Annotated in this window: 13 protein-coding genes and 1 pseudogene; 6 read left to right on the top strand and 8 right to left on the bottom strand. The window is 72.8% G+C overall.

The features are described 5' to 3' along the window. Window positions 1-151: 151 nt before the first annotated feature. The 4 genes from ACVWNX_RS16800 to ACVWNX_RS16785 form a co-directional block, all read right to left on the bottom strand. A complete protein-coding gene (locus ACVWNX_RS16800; protein ID WP_454407885.1) occupies window positions 152-871 on the bottom strand; it encodes a peptidase inhibitor family I36 protein in 720 nt (239 codons plus the stop codon). Window positions 872-1168: 297 nt separating this feature from the next. Continuing rightward, a complete protein-coding gene (locus ACVWNX_RS16795; RefSeq protein WP_454407884.1) occupies window positions 1169-2227 on the bottom strand; it encodes a hypothetical protein in 1059 nt (352 codons plus the stop codon). A 249-nt stretch (window positions 2228-2476) separates the two neighbouring features. Then, the gene (locus tag ACVWNX_RS16790; protein ID WP_454414802.1) at window positions 2477-3733 is read right to left on the bottom strand and encodes a metallophosphoesterase; all 1257 of its coding nucleotides are present in this window, start codon (window positions 3731-3733) and stop codon (window positions 2477-2479) included. Between the two features lie 180 nt (window positions 3734-3913). Beyond that, the gene (locus tag ACVWNX_RS16785) at window positions 3914-5035 is read right to left on the bottom strand and encodes a LacI family DNA-binding transcriptional regulator (protein WP_454407883.1); all 1122 of its coding nucleotides are present in this window, start codon (window positions 5033-5035) and stop codon (window positions 3914-3916) included. A 377-nt stretch (window positions 5036-5412) separates the two neighbouring features. Here ACVWNX_RS16785 and hisC point away from each other — a divergent pair, with 377 nt between their 5' ends. The 6 genes from hisC (at window position 5413) to ACVWNX_RS16755 (ending at window position 16480) form a co-directional block, all read left to right on the top strand. Further along, entirely contained in the window at window positions 5413-6492 is a 1080-nt protein-coding gene (gene hisC / locus ACVWNX_RS16780) for a histidinol-phosphate transaminase (protein WP_454407882.1), read from the top strand. Between the two features lie 281 nt (window positions 6493-6773). Continuing rightward, entirely contained in the window at window positions 6774-8282 is a 1509-nt protein-coding gene (locus ACVWNX_RS16775; protein WP_454407881.1) for a cytochrome ubiquinol oxidase subunit I, read from the top strand. Window positions 8283-8299: 17 nt separating this feature from the next. After that, window positions 8300-9304 (top strand): cytochrome d ubiquinol oxidase subunit II, encoded by a 1005-nt coding sequence (gene cydB, locus ACVWNX_RS16770; protein ID WP_454407880.1) that lies wholly within the window; start codon window positions 8300-8302, stop codon window positions 9302-9304. A 191-nt stretch (window positions 9305-9495) separates the two neighbouring features. Then, the gene (gene cydD / locus ACVWNX_RS16765) at window positions 9496-13170 is read left to right on the top strand and encodes a thiol reductant ABC exporter subunit CydD (protein ID WP_454407879.1); all 3675 of its coding nucleotides are present in this window, start codon (window positions 9496-9498) and stop codon (window positions 13168-13170) included. 244 nt (window positions 13171-13414) lie between these two features. Next, window positions 13415-15091, top strand: a complete 1677-nt coding sequence (locus ACVWNX_RS16760) for a sensor histidine kinase (protein WP_454407878.1) — start codon at window positions 13415-13417, stop codon at window positions 15089-15091. A 324-nt stretch (window positions 15092-15415) separates the two neighbouring features. Beyond that, a complete protein-coding gene (locus ACVWNX_RS16755) occupies window positions 15416-16480 on the top strand; it encodes a murein hydrolase activator EnvC family protein (protein ID WP_454407877.1) in 1065 nt (354 codons plus the stop codon). Between the two features lie 274 nt (window positions 16481-16754). Here the strand turns inward: ACVWNX_RS16755 and ACVWNX_RS16750 are convergent, their stop codons facing one another. The 4 genes and pseudogenes from ACVWNX_RS16750 to ACVWNX_RS16735 all read right to left on the bottom strand — a co-directional run bounded on the left by ACVWNX_RS16750 (window position 16755) and on the right by ACVWNX_RS16735 (window position 19854). Further along, a complete protein-coding gene (locus ACVWNX_RS16750; protein WP_454407876.1) occupies window positions 16755-17642 on the bottom strand; it encodes an HAD family hydrolase in 888 nt (295 codons plus the stop codon). A 389-nt stretch (window positions 17643-18031) separates the two neighbouring features. Next, a pseudogene (locus ACVWNX_RS16745) lies at window positions 18032-18319 on the bottom strand (LLM class flavin-dependent oxidoreductase); the annotation flags it as partial. Next, window positions 18320-18889, bottom strand: a complete 570-nt coding sequence (locus ACVWNX_RS16740) for a peptide deformylase (RefSeq protein ID WP_454407875.1) — start codon at window positions 18887-18889, stop codon at window positions 18320-18322. Next, a complete protein-coding gene (locus ACVWNX_RS16735) occupies window positions 18886-19854 on the bottom strand; it encodes a helix-turn-helix domain-containing protein (protein WP_454407874.1) in 969 nt (322 codons plus the stop codon). Before ACVWNX_RS16735 ends, ACVWNX_RS16740 begins: the two co-directional genes overlap by 4 nt. Between the last annotated feature and the right edge of the window lie 115 nt (window positions 19855-19969).

Genomic DNA, 19969 nt, shown 5'->3' with positions numbered 1-19969 from the left:
GCCCGTCCGGTGAGCCCGTGGCCCGGCTGGTACCGACCCGGCCGGTGCCGGAGACCGTCCGGTCGGGCCCGGGTGCGACCGTGCCGGACCGGACGGTCCCGCCGTGCGCGCGGTCCCTCCCGCACGGCGGGCGGCGGTGGTGCGCCGTGGCTCAGGTGGTGCGGAAGCAGTCGGCCCGGTTGTCCAGCGAGTTGGGCAGGGAGGCGCTCTTGGAGTGGGAGCGCTCGACCCAGAGGAGGGAGGCGGCGCCCCCGCAGCTGCTGTCCTGACCGGAACGGAGCCGTCCGGACACCTCGATGGTCAGACCGCCCTTGTTCGACCAGGAGGAGGTCCGGTTGAGGAAGGCGTAACGGGCGAAGTGGACGACGCCCGACTGCCGGGAGTTCCACTGGAGGCGGCGGCCCGCGTAGTTCTTGAACTGGTAGAAGCAGTACCAGTCGTTGCCGAAGACCTCGGTCGGGCAGTTGTCGGAGGCCGAGACGCCGTCCGAGGGTTCCGTTTCGCCCGGGGGGAGCTCCTCGTCCGCCACGACACCTGCGCCGGGCCCCTGGGGCGTGACCACGGTGACGGTCCCGGTGGGGCCCGTGGGGCGGGAGGGTGAGGCTCCGGACGTCCTGGCCTCCAGGGCCCGGGCGGCGGGGCTGCTGGGCGGGGCGGTGGTCTCACCGGGCAGTGGGAAGGCCAGGATCGCCCGGCCGTCGTCCCAGGCGATTTCGTTCCTGCTGATCTGCACGCCCCCCGTGGTGGTGGCGAGAACGGAGTCGATCTCTTGCTGGAGCGAATCCGGGGCGGCTGACGCGAAGGCGTCAGGGGCCAGGACGGTACTGAGCAGAACGGCACACGCGGCGCTGGATATACGAAGCTTGCCCATTCTCATCTGGTTATGTCCCCACACGTGTTCGGTGTACAGATGTACGACTGATTACGTCAGGTGAGAATGTTCTCACAGAGAGGGTTCGCTGGGGGAGGGCCTGGCCCCGGTCTTCGCCGGAGTGGCGCAAATGAAGAGCAAACGTCCGCTTGGGCGGTTGACGGCACCGTCCGGACGGCCGACGCCACGGCTGGGGGCGGCCGACGCCACGGTCGGGAACGGTCGTGGGACGGCCGACGGCACCGTGGCTCGTCCCACGGTGCCGTCGGTCCGTCAGGGCGAGGGCCGCTCCGGTGATCACTCCGGCCGGTGTTCGGGGCCCCCGAAGTCCGGGCTGCTGTAGTCCGGACGGGAGTAGCTGGGGCGCGGCGCGGCCGGTCCCCGGTCGGGGCTGCTGAATCCCGGCCGGTGGTAGCCCAGGTGCGGGATCCGTCCCACGGGTGCCGGTGCGGCGGCGACCTCGTCCGGCCCGTCGGTCACCCCGGCCCCGGCCACGGCCTCCCGCAGGAACGGCACGATGCCCCGGTCCCGCAGCGCCTCGTGCCAGTCGTGCCGGGCGGCGGCCAGCCGGGCGTCCGTTCCGTCGGCCGGATCGGCCCGCACCGCCGTGGCGTCGTTGCGGACCGCGGTGAGCAGCAGTCCGGCGGCGGCGACCAGGATCGCGAGGGCGGTGATCCCGCCGAAGGCCCAGCCCGTGGTCAGCAGGGTCCGGCCGATCGCCAGTCCCGGGCTGACGGCCTGTAGGGCGTACCCCACCAGCAGGAAGATCACCGCGGCGGCCCCGGCGAGGACGGGGGCGAGCACCGCGATGACGGCGAGCACCCCGGCGCCGGACGTCCTGTCGGTGCCGTCGTCCCCGGAGCCGTCACGGCCCCGGCCGGGAGCGCCGCCGGAACCGGCTCCGGGCGCGGGCCCGGTACCGGCTCCGGGGCCGGACTCGGTGCGGGTGTCAGGATCATGACCAGTACGAACGTCGGGAACGGTGCCGTCGCCGTCGCCGTCGCCGTCGCCGTCGCCGTCACCGGCATCCGGTCCGGAACCGGGTCCGGGTCTGGTGCCGGTGCCGGTGCCGGGTCCGGGGTCGGGCCCGGTGTCGGGTCGTGGGGCTCCGCCCCGTCGCGCCCCGTCCTGGCGCGCCCGGTCGCGGAGCCGGACGTACAGCTCGTACTCGGTGGCGGCGGCCGCCGCGATCCGGGTGCTGGCCTCCAGTGCTCCGGCGCGCAGCCGCGCGGTGTCCGGTGGGCGTCCGGCCGGGGCGAGGTCCGGGCGGTGCGGGGCGGTGCGCAGCACCTCGTCGAGGATCCGCTCGTAGGCGACGCGGTCCTCGGGCGGGAGCGGACGCGGAACGCTGTTCATCTGGCATCCCCCGATCTCCGTAGGGCGGGTGGCCCGCAGGGGTGTGAAGCCGTCGGGCAGGTTACGGAGGGTGACCTGCCGAGCCCTGACACCACGACGCCCGGCGGGGTGAGCGGGGCGACGCGGTGACGAAGGGGTCCACGGGTAGGCCGATGGTAGGGCCGACCCGCCGTGCCGTGACAGGGGATTTCCGAAAAAGGTCCCCCGGGGTCACGGGAGTCCCCGCCGCCCCGGAGGGACGGGGAAGCCTCAGTCGTGCAGGGGGAGTTGCTGGACCAGCAGCTTCCCGGCCATGGTCACCCCGCCGTCCATGGCGATGGCCAGCCCGTCGGCGTAGACGTGTGGTCCCTCCACCACCGGGCCGCGGCTGTCGTCGTCCTCCTCGGAACCGGCCTCGCCCAGCAGATAGGGGATGGGGCTGTGACCGTGGACGATCCGGGAACCGCCGTAGGCGGCGAGCAGCTCGCCCGCGGCCCTCGGCCCGGACTCGTCCCGGAAGGCGAAGCGCTTGGTGAACTTGCGGAACAGGTCCCAGCACTCGTCGGGGTCGTTGCGGGTCAGCGTCTCGCGGACGGTGTCGTTGACGTCCTCGATGGAGTCGCCGTAGTCCAGGTAGGCGGTGGTGTCCGAGTGCAGCAGCAGATGGCCGTCCTCCTCCACCATCGCGTCGAGCCGGGACATCCACTGCAGATGGTGGTCCTGGAGCCGGTCCATGTCGTACTTCTGGCCGCCGTTGAGCAGCCAGGCCGCCTGGAAGGTGGCCGTGCCCGCGCCGGAGTTGACCGGCGTGTCGCCGAACCGGCGGGCGCCGATGAGCAGCAGCTCGTGGTTGCCCATCAGGGCCTTGCAGTAGCCCCCGGCGGCGGCGGCCTCCGCGGACAGCCGCATGACCAGGTCGATCACCCCGATGCCGTCGGGTCCCCGGTCGGTGAAGTCGCCGAGGAACCAGAGCCGGGTGTTGCCCGCGGCCCAGCTCTCGTCGGCGTCGATCAGACCCGTCGCGCGCAGGGCGGCGACCAGCTCGTCCCGGTAGCCGTGCACATCGCCGACCACGTACAGCGGGCCGGGGCCCTCCGGGCCGCGCGGCGCGGGGGCCGGGGCGGTGGAGACCGGGACCTGGAGGGTGTCCCCGCGGTTGATCACCGGGAGGTCGCGCTGGGTGGGGGTGTACCCCTCGGGCTCCAGGCCGTCCTCGTAGGGGGCGGAGCCCTGGGCGGGCGCCTCGCCGGGCGGCGGGGGGTAGGCGGCGGAGCCGAACGCGGCCGTGGACGCCGGGTGCTCCGGGCTCCCGGCGGGGTGCCCGGGGACCGCCGCGACGGGCGCGCCCTGCGGGGGGACCGTCGGGGCGGCCGGTGGTTCCAGCCGTGGATCGGTCCGCTCGGCGGCCCGCTCGGAGTGGACGGGGCCGGCCTCGTGCACATAGGCCGGCACGCGGAAGTCACGCACCGTCGGCGTCCGCACGACGGGTCCCTGACCTGCCCCCTGAGTCATCGACCCCTCCACCACCTCGCGCCGCAACTGCACCGGATCGGACTGCCTGGTCGCAGCGGCCCGCGGTGTCGTCCGCCCATCATAGGAATGCGGCTCGCGCTGTGTGATGACCCAGGGGTGGTGAATCGGAACGGCGACCCGGTTCACCGCGCATTTCTCCCGAATTGGGCGGCGACCGGGTGTCCGTTCATCCGGCTATCCGGCGTGTGGCGACCGGGGAGGGCTGACGGTGGTCCGGGGATGACGCCGCTCGGAGGAGGTGCGGACGATCAGCTCCGTCGGTATCACCTGCTGGACCGGCTGGTCGGAGTCCACCCCCTCGATCGCGTCGATCAGCAGTTGGACGACGGCGGTGCCGATCCGGCGCGGCTTGAGGGAGAGGGTGGTGATCGGCGGTTCGGTGGTGGCGTAGACGGTCGACTCACTGCAGCACACGAGCAGCAGGTCGTCCGGAACGCGCAGGCCGTAGCGCCGGGCGGCAGCCAGCAGGTCCGTGCCGTTGGGGTCGAAGAGCCCGTAGACGGCGTCCGGGCGGTCGGGGCGGGCCAGCAGCCGGTCGGCGGCCACGGCGCCCGCGCAGGGGTCGTGCGCCGGGTACGCCTCGTAGACGGGGTCCTGCCCCACCCGCTCGCACCAGCGCAGGTACGCCGTCGTGGAGAGGTGGGTGTACGTGTCGGTGGTGGTGCCGGTGAGCAGCCCGATCCGGCGCGCCCCCGCCTCGGCGAGGTGGTCGAGGATGCCGAGCACGGCGGCCTCGTGGTCGTTGTCCACCCAGGCGGTGACGGGCAGCGAACCGGCGGGGCGGCCGTCCGACACCACGGGCAGGCCCTGGCGGACCAGCTCGGTGACGACGGGGTCCTTGTCCGAGGGATCGATGACGACGGTGCCGTCGAGCGCGACGTTCGACCACACGTCCACCGGGCTGCGGCGGGACGTGGCCGGGAGGATGACCAGGGCGTATCCCCGGGCCAGCGCGGCCGAGGTGGCGGCCCGCGCCATCTCCGCGAAGTAGGCGAACTCGGTGAAGGTGAAAGGTTCATCCCCGTACGTGGTGACGGTCAGCCCGATGAGGCCGGACTTCCCGGTACGGAGGGTGCGGGCGGCGGCCGAGGGGCGGTAGCCCAGCCGGTCCGCGACCTCGCGGACGTGGCGCCTGGTCGCGTCCGGTAACCGGCCCTTGCCGTTGAGGGCGTCGGAGACCGTCGTGATGGAGACACCGGCGGCGGCGGCCACGTCTCTGATGCCCGCTCGGCCCGGCCGGCCGCCTCGGCGGGGGGTGTCCGCCCGGCTCACCTGGTGCTTCCCTGCTGCTGTCATGGCGTGCCGATAGTAGGGCTCCGGGGGTGTGGTGGACCGGACGCGGATTCACGCGTTGACAGGGACGTTTCTGCATGGATTCGTTGCTCCACCACCCAGGAAATGCATGGAAGTTGGTGGATCGACCACAGGATCCCGGCATGTGGTGGGGTGTGCGCCTGGTCGGGGTGCCAGGTCTCGAAGAGGTCTCAACTCACCTTGACGAGGGACGCGCGCCACGGCGTGAGCCAGGGGCGCGCGACATCCATGCGCGCGCCGTCACCAGGGGCGGGAGGCGTGTGGAAGCCCGGAGGGAGGGCGCGAGGGGTTGTCTGCGGCCGGAATCCTCTTAGGGTGTGGAGCATTCGTGCGTGGTTCGAGTCGCGAGGAGTGGCGTGGTGAGCGTGCAGAGTCCCAGGCTTCGGGCGGAGCTGGCGGGGGTCCCCGCCTACACCCCGGGAAAGCCCGCGGCGGCCGGTGGTCCGGTGGCGTACAAGCTGTCCTCGAACGAGAACCCCTACCCCCCGCTGCCGGGGGTCATGGAGCGGGTGGCCGCGGCGGCCGGGAACTTCAACCGGTACCCGGACATGGCGTGCTCGGAGCTGATGGGCGAGCTGGCCGAGCGGTTCGCGGTGCCGGTCGGCCATCTGGCGACGGGCACCGGCTCGGTGGGCGTGGCGCAGCAGCTGCTCCAGGCGACCTCCGGGCCGGGCGACGAGGTGGTCTACGCCTGGCGGTCCTTCGAGGCGTACCCGATCATCACCCAGATCAGCGGGGCGACCTCGGTGCGGGTGCCGCTGGCACCGGGCGAGGTGCACGACCTGGACGCGATGGCGGACGCGATCACCGAGCGGACCCGGCTGGTCTTCGTCTGCAATCCGAACAACCCGACCGGGACCGCGGTGCGCCGGGCCGAGCTGGAGCGGTTCCTCGACCGGGTGCCCGGGGACGTGCTGGTCGTCCTGGACGAGGCGTACCGGGAGTTCGTCCGGGACCCGGAGGTGCCGGACGGCATCCAGCTCTACCGGGACCGCCCGAACGTGTGCGTGCTGCGGACGTTCTCGAAGGCGTACGGGCTCGCCGGGCTGCGGATCGGCTTCGCGGTGGCGCACGAGCCGGTGGCCGCGGCGCTGCGGAAGACGGCGGTGCCCTTCGGGGTGAGCCAGCTCGCCCAGGACGCCGCGGTGGCGTCGCTGCGGGCGGAGGACGAGCTGCTGGGCCGGGTGGGTTCGCTGGTGTCGGAGCGGAACCGGGTGTACGGGACGCTCACCGGGCAGGGGTGGACGGTGCCCCCGTCGGAGGCGAACTTCGTCTGGCTGCCGCTCGGGGACCGTACGGGTGACTTCGCCTCGGCGTGCGAGCGGGCCGGAGTGGTCGTCAGGCCGTTCGCGGGGGAGGGCGTACGGGTCTCCATCGGCGAGACCGAGGCGAACGACCTGTTCCTGCGGACCGCGGAGGCGTTCCGCGCGGAGCTGTGATCACCGTCTCCCCGGTGGGGTGAGACTCCGCTCAGAGAAGGCCACTGGCCCCCGAGACCTTGGTTTCGGGGGCTTTGTGCTGCCCGCGCCTGGGTTCATGGGGTCGGTGCGGGGATGTTTCCTCCGCTAAGGGGGACCCCGGGTGCAAGCGTCGGGAATGGGTGGGACATAATGCTTGTGAATGTGAACGCGTTCACAAGCGCGCCTGGATCATCCTGTTATGTCAGGGATCAATGGGGCAAGACTGCGGCTGTGAACACGGCACGTAAGGAGAAGGAGACGTGGACCTTGCTCTGGCGCCGGAGACTCTGGCGCGATGGCAGTTCGGCATCACAACCGTCTACCACTTTCTGTTCGTCCCTCTGACGATCTCCCTGGCGGCCCTGACCGCCGGACTGCAGACGGCGTGGGTGCGCACGGGGAAGGAGAAGTACCTCCGGGCCACCAAGTTCTGGGGCAAGCTCTTCCTGATCAACATCGCCATGGGGGTCGTCACCGGCATCGTGCAGGAGTTCCAGTTCGGGATGAACTGGTCGGACTACTCCCGCTTCGTCGGTGACGTCTTCGGGGCGCCGCTCGCGTTCGAGGCGCTCATCGCCTTCTTCTTCGAGTCGACCTTCATCGGACTGTGGATCTTCGGCTGGGACAAGCTGCCGAAGAAGCTGCACCTGGCCACCATCTGGATGGTCTCGATCGGCACCGTGCTGTCGGCGTACTTCATCCTGGCCGCCAACTCCTGGATGCAGCACCCGGTCGGCTACCGCATAAACGAGACCGCCGGGCGCGCCGAGCTGACCGACTTCTGGGCGGTCCTCAGCCAGAACACCACGCTCACCCAGGTCGCCCACACCCTGACCGCCGCGTTCCTCACCGGTGGCGCGTTCATGGTCGGCGTCGCCGCGATCCATCTGATGCGCAAGAAGCACGTCCCGGTGATGAAGACCTCGCTGCGGCTCGGGCTGGTCACCGTCGCCGTCGCCGGTCTGCTCACCGCCGTCAGCGGGGACCGGCTGGCCAAGGTGATGTTCGAGCAGCAGCCGATGAAGATGGCCGCCGCGGAAGCGCTCTGGGACGGTCAGGAGGGCGCGCCGTTCTCGCTCTTCGCCTACGGGGACGTGGACAAGGGCCACAACACCGTCGCCATCGAGATCCCCGGGATACTGTCCTTCCTCGCCCACGACGACTTCGACTCCTTCGTCCCCGGCATCAACGACGTCAACGCCGCCGAGCAGGCGAAGTACGGCCCCGGTGACTACCGGCCCAACATCCCGCTGGCCTTCTGGTCCTTCCGCTGGATGATCGGCTTCGGGATGGCCTCCTTCGCCATCGGGCTGCTGGGGCTCTGGCTCACCCGGAAGAAGTTCCTGCTCCCTGAGCACCTGAGGGTGGGCGAGGACGAGATGCCGCATCTCGTGCTCTTCCGCAAGAAGGCCCTCCACCCCCGCTGGGGCCGCTGGTACTGGCTGCTGGCCGGGTGGACCCTGGCCTTCCCGCTGATCGCCAACTCCTGGGGCTGGATCTTCACCGAGACGGGCCGTCAGCCGTGGGTGGTGTACGGGGTGCTGGAGACCCGCAACGCGGTCTCCCCCGGTGTCAGCCAGGGCGAGGTCATCACCTCGATGGTCGTCTTCACCCTGCTCTACGCGGTCCTCGCGGTCATCGAGGTCAAGCTGCTCGCCAAGTACATCAAGGCGGGCCCGCCCGAACTCACCGAGGCCGACCTCAACCCGCCCACCAAGATCGGCGGCGACGACCGCGACCCCGACCGGCCGATGGCCTTCTCCTACTGACGGAAAGGAGCTGAGACGTGCAACTCCACGATGTCTGGTTCGTCCTGATCGCGGTCCTGTGGATCGGCTACTTCTTCCTGGAGGGCTTCGACTTCGGCGTCGGTGTCCTGACCAAGCTGCTCGCCCGCGACCGGCCCGAGAAGCGGGTGCTGATCAATACGATCGGCCCCGTCTGGGACGGCAACGAGGTCTGGCTGCTCAGCGCGGGCGGTGCCACCTTCGCCGCCTTCCCCGAGTGGTACGCCACCCTCTTCTCCGGGTTCTACCTGCCGCTGCTGCTGATCCTGGTCTGTCTGATCGTGCGCGGGGTCGCCTTCGAGTACCGCGCCAAGCGGCCCGAGGAGAACTGGCAGCGCAACTGGGAGAACGCGATCTTCTGGTGCTCCCTGCTCCCCGCGTTCCTCTGGGGCGTGGCCTTCGGCAACATCGTCCGGGGGGTGAAGATCGACCAGAACAAGGAGTACGTGGGCAACGTCCTCGACCTGCTCAACGGCTACGCCCTGCTCGGAGGGCTGGTCACCCTGACCCTCTTCACCTTCCACGGCGCGGTGTTCGTCGCGCTGAAGACCGTGGGGGACATCCGGGTGCGGGCCCGTCGGCTCGCCACCCAGGTCGGTCTGCTGACGGCGGTGCTGGCGCTGGGCTTCCTCCTCTGGACCCAGATCGACCAGGGGGACAACGGCAGCCTGGTCGCCATGATCGTGGCGGTCGCCGCGCTGGTCGCCGCCCTGGCCACCAATCTGGCCGGACGGGAGGGCTGGGCGTTCGCCTTCTCCGGCGTCACCATCGTCGCGGCGGTCACCATGCTCTTCCTGACGCTCTTCCCGAACGTCATGCCGTCCTCGCTGGACCCGGCCTGGAACCTCACGGTCACCAACGCCTCGTCCACTCCGTACACCCTGACGATCATGACTTGGTGCGCGGGGATCGCCACCCCGGTCGTCCTGCTCTACCAGGGCTGGACGTACTGGGTGTTCCGCAAGCGGATCGGTACCCAGCACATCGCGGAACCGGCGCACTGATCCGTTCCGAGGGCGGGCCTCCGGGCTGATCCGCCCCAGGGCTGATCTCCGCGCCGATCCACCCCCGGACCGACCTCCGCGCCGATCCGTCCGAGGGCGGGACCCGCACCCGTGTCCCGCCCTCATCGCTCCTCCCCCAGGTCGTGTTTCACGTGAAACACGACGAGACGACCCCCGAGGGTGTGTTTCACGTGAAACCGATCGACCCGCGACTGATCCGCTACGCCCGTGCCACCCGGGGGTTCCTCGGGGCGGTGGTGGGTCTGGGGCTGGTCGGGGCGGGGCTGGTCATCGCCCAGGCCATGCTGATCGCGGAGATCGTGGTCGGGGCGTTCCAGCGCGGTCTGTCCGTGAGTGAACTGACCACCCCGTTGCTGGCCTTGGTGGCCGTGACGCTGGGGCGTTCGGCCGTCTCCTGGCTGACGGAGCTGGCCGCGCACCGGGCCAGCGCGGCGGTGAAGTCGGAGCTGCGGGGACGGCTGCTGGAGCGGGCGGGCGCGCTGGGGCCGGGCTGGCTGAGCGGACAGCGCACGGGGTCGCTGGTGGCGCTCGCCACCCGGGGCATCGACGCCCTGGATGACTACTTCTCCCGCTATCTGCCGCAGTTGGGGCTCGCGGTCGTGGTCCCGGTGGCGGTGCTGGCCCGGATCGTCACCGAGGACTGGGTCTCGGCGGCCATCATCGCGGGGACCCTCCCGCTCATCCCGATCTTCATGATCCTCATCGGGTGGGCGACCCAGGCGCGGATGGACCGGCAGTGGCGGATGCTCTCCCGGCTCTCCGGGCACTTCCTCGACGTGGTCGCGGGGCTGCCCACCCTCAAGGTCTTCGGCCGGGCCAAGGCCCAGGCCGAGGCGATCCGCACGATCACCGGTGACTACCGGCTCGCCACCATGCGGACCCTGCGGATCGCGTTCCTGTCGTCCTTCGCCCTGGAACTCCTGGCGACCCTGTCCGTCGCCCTGGTCGCCGTCACCATCGGCATGCGGCTGGTGCACGGCGGCCTCGACCTCTACACCGGACTGGTCATCCTGATCCTCGCCCCCGAGGCGTATCTGCCGCTCCGCCAGGTCGGCGCGCAGTACCACGCCGCCGCCGAGGGGCTCGCCGCCGCCGAGGAGGTCTTCGAGGTCCTGGAGACCGAGGTGCCCTCGGGCGGGACCCGGGCCCTGCCCACCGCCCGCGAGGAACTGGGGCTCCGCTTCGAGGACGTCAGCGTGCGCTACCCGGGACGGACGGCGGACGCGGTCAGCGACGCGTCCCTCACCGTGGCGCCGGGCGAGACCGTGGCGCTCGTCGGGCCCAGCGGCGCAGGGAAGTCCACCTTGGTCACCGCCGCCCTCGGCTTCGTCCGCCCCCATCGGGGACGGGTGCTCGTCGGCGGGGTCGACCTCGCGGAGGCCGACCGGGAGCTCTGGCACCGGCAGGTCGCCTGGGTGCCGCAGCGGCCCCAGCTGTTCGCGGGCACCCTCGCCGAGAACGTACGCCTCGCCCGTCCCGACGCCGATGACACCGCCCTGCGCGCCGCCCTGCGGGACGCCGGGGCCCTGGAGTTCGTGGACGCGCTGCCCGCCGGGACGGAGACCCCGCTGGGTGAGGACGGGGCGGGGCTCTCCGCCGGACAGCGGCAGCGCCTCGCGCTCGCCCGGGCCTTCCTCGCCGACCGTCCCGTGCTGCTCCTGGACGAGCCGACCGCCGCCCTGGACGGGGAGACCGAGGCCGGGATCGTGGCGGCGGTCCGACGGCTGGCGGTCGGCCGGACCGTGCTGCTGGTGGTGCACCGGCCCGCGCTGCTCTCCGTCGCGGACCGGGTCGTCACCCTGGCCCCACCCGCCGACCCCGGGCCGACCGGAACGGAGACGGCGGGCGCCCCGACGGTGGGCGCCGGGATCGCCGCCGACCACGCGGCACGTCAGCGTCCCACCGGGGCGGACCCGCTCGGGGAGCTGACGGACCGGGGCAACGCCTTCGGCGACGAGCTGTTCCAGCCCACGGAGGAGCGCGAGGAGCGGCCGTCGGAGGCGGCGGCCGGTACCGGGGGCGGAGACGCGTCCGGCGCGGTCGGCGAACCGGGGCGCGGGTCGCGGTCGGTGTTCGCACGGGTGCGGGAGGCGGCCGGGCCCCGGCGGGGGCGGCTCGCCCTCGCCCTGCTCTTCGGCGCCCTGGCACTGGGCAGCGCCGTCGGACTGATGGCGGTCTCCGGGTACCTCATCTCCCGGGCCTCCGAACAGCCGCCGGTGCTCTATCTGATGACGGCCGTCACCGCCACCCGCACCTTCGGCATCGGACGGGCCTGCTTCCGCTACGCGGAGCGGCTGGTCTCCCACGACGTGGTGCTGCGGATGCTGGCCGACACCCGGGTCGCCGTCTACCGGCGGCTGGAACGGCTCGCCCCGGCGGGGCTGCGCGCCACCCGGCGCGGCGATCTGCTGTCCCGGCTGGTCACCGACGTGGACGCGCTCCAGGACTACTGGCTGCGCTGGCTGCTTCCGGCCGGGGCCGCGCTCGCCGTCTCCCTCGGGGCCGTCGGGTTCACCGCCTGGCTGCTGCCCGAGGCGGGCGCGGTGCTCGCCGTGGGGCTGCTGGCGGCGGGAGCGGGCGTGCCGCTGCTGTCGGGCGCGGTCGCCCGGCGGGCCGAACGACGGCTCGCCCCGGCGCGCGGAGTGCTGGCGACCCGGGTCGCCGATCTGCTCACCGGCACCGCCGAACTGACCGTCGCGGGCGCCCTCCCCGACCGTGCCGACCGGGCCCGCCGCGCGGACGCGACGCTCACCCGGATCGCGTCCCGGGCGGCCAGCGCGACCGCCCTGGGCGACGCGCTGACCACCCTGATCACCGGGCTCACCGTGACCGGCACCGCGCTGTTCGCGGTGGCGGCGGTCGCGGACGGACGGCTGAGCGGGGTCGCCACGGCCGTGGTGGTGCTGACCCCGCTGGCCGCGTTCGAGGCGGTCATGGGAATGCCGTTGGCGGTCCAGTACCGGCAGCGGGTGCGCAAGAGCGCCGAGCGGGTGCACGAGGTGCTGGACGCGCCCGCGCCGGTCCATGAGCCCGCCCGGCCCGCCGACCCGCCCGCCTCCCCGTTCCCGCTGCGGCTGGACGGGGTCAGCGCCCGCTACGAGGGGCAGCGCGGCAACGCGCTCGACGGGGTGGACCTGGTGCTGGAGCGGGGGCGCAGGATCGCCGTCGTCGGGGCCTCCGGCTCCGGCAAGACGACCCTGGCCCAGGTCCTGGCGCGGTTCCTCGATCCGGAGGCGGGGACGTACACCCTCGACGGGGTCGGGACGGACACCCTCGACGGGGACGCGGTACGGCGGTCCGTGGGGCTCTGCGCCCAGGACGCGCACCTCTTCGACAGCTCGGTGCGGGAGAACCTGCTGATCGCGCGGCGGGACGCGGGGGAGGCGGAGCTGCGGGCGGTACTGGCCCGGGTACGGATGCTGGAGTGGGCCGACACGCTGCCCGACGGGCTGTACACCTTGGTCGGCGAGCACGGGGCCCGGCTCTCCGGCGGCCAGCGGCAGCGGTTGGTGCTGGCGCGGGCGCTGCTCGCGGACTTCCCGGTGCTGGTGCTGGACGAGCCGGCCGAGCACCTGGACCTGGCCACCGCCGACGCGCTGACCGCCGATCTGCTGGCCGCCACCGAGGGCCGCACCACCGTGCTGATCACCCATCGGCTGGCCGGGCTGGAAGCGGTGGACGAGGTGATCGTGCTGGACGCGGGGCGCGTCGTCCAGCGCGGGCCCTACGGGGAACTGGTGGCGGTGGACGGACCGTTGGCCGGGATGCGGGACCGGGAGGCCGCGGTGGAACTGCCGATGGCGGCGGTGGCCGTGCCGGAGCCGACCGTGGTGGCCGTGGTGTAGCCGATCGGCGGTGGCGGTGGCGGTGGCCGTGTGAGGCGGTGGCGGTGCGGGCCCGTTGGTGCGGGCCGCCTCGCCGCCCGTGGGCCCGTTCATGGGCCCGTAGGTCCGTAGGCCCGTAGGCCCGTAGGTTCGTGGGCTCGTCGGCGGGGAAGCGGGGAAGCGGGACGGGAGGGCGCGGGAACGGGGTAGGCGAGGGGAGACGGACGGGTCACCGGGGGCAGCGGAAGGTCACTAGGGTTTGGACATGGCAGGGAAGCGGGACGGCGACGAGGCACTGGGGATGTCCGGGGAGCTGGCCGCCCGGGTGCCGCAGCTGCTGGACGCGATGCGTTCGGTCGGCACCGGGCTGGAGCTGCACTCCACCCTCGACCGGATCTGTGAGACGGCGGCCGAGCTGGCCCAGGCCCGTTACGCGGCGATCGGAGTGGTCTCCGAGGACGGCGACGGGCTCTCCGACTTCGTCTACCACGGGATCGACGAGGCGACCGCGAAACGCATCGGACGGCTGCCCGACGGTCAGCGCGGGCTGCTGGGCGCGCTGATCCACCACCCCGAACCGGTGGTGCTGGCCGACCTCTCCGCCGACCCCCGCTCCCAGGGCTTCCCCGCGCACCATCCGCCCATGCGCAGCTTCCTCGGCGTCCCGATCCGGGTGCACGGCGAGATCTTCGGCAACCTGTACCTCACCGAGAAGCACGGCGGGGCCGAGTTCGACGCGGACGACCTCAGCATCGTCCGGGTCCTGGCGACCGAGGCGGGCATCGCCATCGGCAACGCCCGGCTGTACGGGGCCGCCCGGCAGCGGGCCCGCTGGATCGACGGTTCCGTCGCGGTGACCACCGCCCTGCTCTCCGGCGGGGACGCCGAGGACGCCCTCCAGGTCGTCGCCGAACAGGCCCGCCAGCTGTCGGACTCGGCCGCCGGGATCGTGCTGCTGCCCGCCGAGGAGGGCGGGCTGGAGATCGTCGCCGTGGCCTCGGCGGAGCCGCACGGGGCGCTCGGGGTGGTCGTCCCGCCGGACAGCCCGATCGCCACGCTGCTGCTGGCGGGCGAGCCCGTCTTCCTGGACGACGCGGCCGAGGACCCCCGGGTGACCAGCGAGATCGTCCGCCGGTACGGACCGGCGATGCTGCTTCCGTTGCAGAGCGAGGGCCGGGTGCGCGGCTCCCTCGTCACCCTGCGGGAGCGGGGTGACCGCTCCTTCACGGAGGCCGAACGCACCCTGGCCGGACAGTTCGCCGCGCAGGCGGCCCTCGCCCTGAAGATGGCCGAGGCGCAACGGGACCGGGAGCGCCTCGCCGTTTACGAGGACCGGGACCGGATCGCCCGCGATCTGCACGACCTGGTGATCCAGAGGCTGTTCGCCACCGGGATGATGCTGGAGAGCGCCCAGCGCCGGTCCGGGGACCCGGCGGTGCGCGACGGCGTCGGGCGGGCCGTCGACGAGCTCGACGTGACGATCCAGGAGATCCGCACGGCGATCTTCGCCCTTCAGCAGGGTCCCGCCGAGGCGCCGTCCGGGCTGCGCACCCGCATCCTGCGGGAGATCAACACGGCCGCCGTGCCGCTGGGCTTCAAGCCCGCGCACCGGTTCCTCGGACCGGTGGACGCGGTGGTCGGCGAACCCAGCGGGAAGAACCTCATCGCGGCCCTGCGCGAGACGCTGTCCAACGCCTTCCGGCACGCCGAGGCCACCCGGATCGAGGTGGTGGTGGACGCCACCGTCACCCTGCCCGACGGACGCCCCGGGGTCCGGCTCACGGTCGCCGACGACGGCGTCGGCATCCCGGAGGGCGGACGGCGCAGCGGGCTGCGGAACCTGCGGCGGAGGGCCGAGTCCCTGGGCGGCGACAGCTGGTTCGGGCCCGGCATCGGGGAGGACGGCACGGGCGCCAGCGTGGTGTGGCAGGCACCTCACTGACCCCGTCGCTGGTTCGCCGCCGACCCCGGTACCCCGGTCCCCTGGTCCCCTGGTCGCCCCGGAGGCGTCCCTGACCGGCTCCCCGGCTCTCCTACCGGCTCCCCCGGCTCCCAGGCGCCTCGACCGGCCTTCGTACGGGGCCCTGAGCGGCTACGACCGTCCCCTCGTACGGCGCCGACCGGTGTCCGTCAGGTGCCCGGCCCCCGGGTCCGCCCCGGGACGGGCCCTGTCCGGCGGTACCCGCTGATCCGTACGGAGCAGCCCGTCCCCCGTCCGTACGAGCAGTGCGCGCCGGTGACGTCGGATCACGTAACGATCCGTCATATGCCCTTCCTCCGGCGTCGCCGCCCCGTGCTCCTGCCCGCCGCGCTCTGCGTGCTGCTCGGCCTCGCCGCCTCGCACGTCAGCGCGTACGACGATCCCCATCCGCCCGGACTGCCCGTCGGGGAGAGCGCGGGCGCGGAGGTCGAGCGGCTCTACGAGGAGGCCGCCGAGGCGGCCCGCGCCTACGAGGAGGGGCGGCGGGAGGCCGCCGCCCAGCGGGCGCGGGCCGGAGAACTGGAACGGGGGCTGGCCCGGGAGCGGCGGTCGCTGGAGGAGCTGCACACCGATCTGGGCCGGATCGCCCGTGCCCAGTACCGGAGCGGCGGGGAGATCCCGTACACCGCGCGGATGCTGCTCGCGGACCGTCCGCAGGACGTGCTGCGGGGGCGGCGGGCCGTCGAGCAGGCGGAGCTGGCGGTCCGGGCCAGGATCGAGGAGAGCCGGAGGGCCGAGCGGCGGCTGGCGGGCGACGAGGCGGCGGCCTCGCGGGAGTGGCGGGCGCTGGAGCGCCGCAACGAGCGGCTCGCCGCGTTGAAGCGCGATATCGAGGGGAAGCTGGAGGAGGCGCGGTGGCGGCTGAGCAGCGAGGCCGAGCGGGCGGTGGCGGCCGGGCGCTGCGCGGGGCCCGTCCGGCTGGCGAGCGCCGAACCGCCGCCCCCGGGCGAGTGGGTGGCGCCGCTCGCCGGGTACGCGCTGTCGGCGGGGTTCGGGGGGACGGGGCAGCGCTGGGCTAACCGGCACACCGGGCAGGACTTCGCCGTGGCCGAGGGGACGCCGGTGCGGTCGGTGGGCGAGGGCCGGGTGGAGGGCGTGTCCTGCGGGGGACCGTTCGGGATCGCGGTGGTGGTGGCCCACCCGGACGGCTACTACACGCAGTACGCGCATCTGTCGTCGGCGGCGGTGGAGCGGGGGGAACGGGTGGCGGCCGGTCAGTGGATCGGACTGTCCGGGACGACCGGGAACTCCACGGGGCCGCATCTGCACTTCGAGGCGCGGGTGACGCCGCAGCTGGGCTCCGGCGTCGATCCGGTGCCGTGGCTCGCCCGGCGGGGCGTGGTGCTGTGATCCGGTCCGGGGCGGGGGCCGTCGGGGCGGGGCCCGGCCCGGCACCCGGCCGCCGGGGTCCGTGCGGCGACCGGATCAGCGCGGCTTACCGGGCCTGTGGGTCGACCGGTCCCGTGGGTCGGCTGGGGCGGCTGGGTTGGCTGGGTCTGACGGGGCCAGCAGGTCCGGTGGGTGGCGGGGGATGGTCCGGTCGGGGTGCGGAGGGTGCCGGAGGACTGCCCGGGTCGGGGTCCGGAGGGTGCCGGGGAACGCGCGGGGGAGGTGGGCGGGTGGCCTAGTAGTACTCGGCGAGGACCCGCTCGATGACGACCGCGACGCCGTCGTCGTTGTTGGCGCTGGTCAGCCCGGAGGCGACGGCCAGGACGTCGGGGTGGGCGTTGTCCATGGCGTAGGAGGTGCCCGCCCAGCTCAGCATCTCGATGTCGTTGGGCATGTCCCCGAACGCGATGACCTCGGCGGGGGATATCCCCCGCTCGGTACAGCACAGCTCCAGGGTGCTGGCCTTGGAGACGCCGGGTCCGCTGATCTCCAGCAGGGCGGTGGGGCTGGAACGGGTGACGTTCGCCCACGGTCCGACGGCCGCGCGGGCGAGGGCGAGGAAGGCGTCGGGGGCCAGCTCGCGGTGGTGGGCGAGCAGCTTGAGCAGGGGCTGACCGGCTGCGGCCCCGTCCGTGAGGAGTTCCTCGGCGGGGGCGACGCTCTCCCCGACGTCGAGCTTGAGCGGCGGGTACTCCGGTTCGTGGTGGAGGCCGCCGGTGCGCTCCATGGCGAAGGCCGTGCCCGGAGCCGCCGCCCGCAGGGCCTCCACGACCCGTCGGGCGATGGGCGCGGGCAGCTCGCGGACCTTGAGGAATCGGGGGTTCACCCAGCCGTCGCGCAGATCCACCACGGCGGCTCCGTTGCCGCAGATCGCGATGCCGTGGCCGTGCAGATGGGCGCTCACCACGTCCATCCAGCGGGCCGGGCGGCCGGTCACGAAGAAGACCTCGATCCCGGCCTCCTCGGCGGCGGCGAGGGCGGCGACCGTACGGGGGGACACCGACTTGTCGTCCCGCAGCAGGGTCCCGTCGAGATCCGTGGCGATCAGCCGGGGCGGGAGGGCGGAGGTGGCCGTCGTCCACGGCCGCGGGGATGCAGACGTCACTCCGCCATTCTCGCGCATATGCCAGCACGTGCGTGCGAGGGTTCGCACATCTGAGTGGATTTCCGGGCGGTTCCGTGCGGCGATCGTCGGTCCGCCGTGGCCCAGCCGCTCGGTTCCGCCACGGCGGACCGGGCCGGGCGGGGGCGTTCTCCCAGGTCAGCACCGGTGGGTGTGGTGGAGCAGAGGTGCCCCGGGGCGGTCCGCCGGGACGGCCCCGGGTCGGGCGGTCCGCCGGGGTTGCCCGGGGCGCCCGCGGCCCGGAGGGCACCCGGGTGCGTCCGGGCGGCAGTGCGACCGGTGCCCCGGTCGTGCAGGCGGTCCCGGCCGACCGCCCCGGGGCACCCGCGCGCCCAGGCCGTCCCGCGCCCGGACCGGCTCGGGCTCCCGGGCCGCCCCGGGCGCCCGGATCAGCCCAGCTGTCCGAGTGCCTCCGTGGCGATCCGTTCGAAAACGTCCTGGTCGGCGGCGAAGTCGGAGTCCGGGACGGGCCAGTGGATCACGATCTCGGTGAAGCCCAGCTCCCGGTGGAGCCCGGCGAACTCGACGAAGGCGTCCAGCGACCGCAGGGGGTCGCTCCGGTCCGGGGTGAACCCGGTGAGCAGCACCTTCTCCATGGCGTCGGCGTCCCGTCCGAGGTCCGCGCACGCCTGGCCGAGCCGGTCGGCCTGGTCGCGCAGGGCCCGCCGGGACTGCTGCTACTGCTCGTATGCCCACGCCCGGCCGGTCTGGCGGTACTCCTCGACGGGGATGGGGGCGGTACCCGTCCGCATCCGTGCGGTGTAGAGCAGGCCGTCGAGGTGGTCGATCTCGTGGTGGACCAGCCTGGCGAGCCCGCGTTCGTAGGTGGTGGTCACCAGCTGGCCCTCCAGCGTCGTGGTCTCCACGGTGATCCACAGCGGCCGGGGGACCAGACCGCGGACGTCGAAGAACGACAGGCAGCCCTCGTACTGATCGTCCACGTCGCTGGAGCTGTCGGTGATGCGGGGGTTCAGCAGGACGATCGCAGGGGCGGCGGGGTCGGGAGGCTGGACCACGGCGGCGGCCCGGCCCACCCCGATCTGCGGAGCCGCGATGCCCATGCCCTTGGCGAAGGGGTGGACCTGCCCGATCCGCTCCATCGCGGAGAACAGTTGCTCAATGACCTGCTCGGCTGCCTCCCGCTGGGTCGGCAGGTCGAAGGCGCGGGCAGGTTCGGCGAGCACGGGGGCGCCGTTCTGAACGACCCCGAGGACGCGCATCTGCTCGCTGGGCCGCACCTGGATCACCTGAACTCCCCTTGTTGCAATTGATGTTCGGGCCGCGCCCGGAACCGCCATTCCAGACGGTACCGGGTGTGGAGTGGAGGTGTGGTCGTGCTCCAGGAGAAGACACGCATCCCGCCCGCGTCGTGCTGGACCGGGGCCGTCCGCAGCGGCGCCGCCTCGGCGGTCATGGAGGTCTCGGTGCCCCACACGGCGGGATCGAGGTCGGCAGGAAAGGTGAGTTCGACCGTCAGGTGCTCGGTGGGCAGGCGGACGGCACGCTGGAACCAGCGGCCCCACTTCTCGTCACCCACCGAGTACGCGTACTCGATCCACACCGACTCGCCCGGGTAGAGAGGGAAACGGCCCTGTTCGTTGTTGAACAGCAGCCACACCTCCTTGAAGGCATCGCGGTCGTGCTTGGCCTGCCAGCGCATCGCCTCACCGCGGCAGGTGGCGGCGAGGGCGAGTTCGTCCCAGGCCAGCGGGTGCTCGCGGTAGTGGGCGTTGGACCGTTCCGGCTCGCCCGGATAGCGGTCGACGCTGATGCGGATCAGGTAGCGGGTGATCGGCTCACTGCCGGTGTTCCGCAGCAGTCGGCGCATCGTGAGCCGGTAGAGGCGGCCGTCGTAGTCCAGACGGGCCGCATCGTGTTCGACGACGATCGCCGAGCCGGTCGCGTACGGCTGCTCGGCCCTGCGGGAGGCCGGTATCGCTGCTGGGGCCGAAGGGGCCTTGGCCGTCTCGTAGTCCAGCCAACGATTCCAGATGGCCTTGCCCGCGTTCAGGGCCTGCTCCGCACGGCGGGCGAAGTCCTCCGTCGGCTTGTGACGGCCCGACTCGACATGGCTCACGTACGACGGGTCGAAGCCCATCCTTCTGGCTAACTCCCGCTTGGCCAGACCTCGCACCTCACGCCAGTAGGCGACCTCCGCCGCGAACGCCTCGGCGGCCTGCTCGACCGTCAGAGCGTCGTCCCGCGCGTCCATCAAAGCTCCCGCCCCGGCCGTCGGATGAGATGAATGAACCGTAAGTGATCTCGATTCACCATTCTGTCACGGTCCCGTTCGCCAGTTTCCTTCCTTCACCGGCCCAGGTCGACCC

Source organism: Streptomyces sp. JNUCC 64 (assembly GCF_054484115.1).
This window is presented reverse-complemented; position numbering and strand designations above follow the sequence as displayed.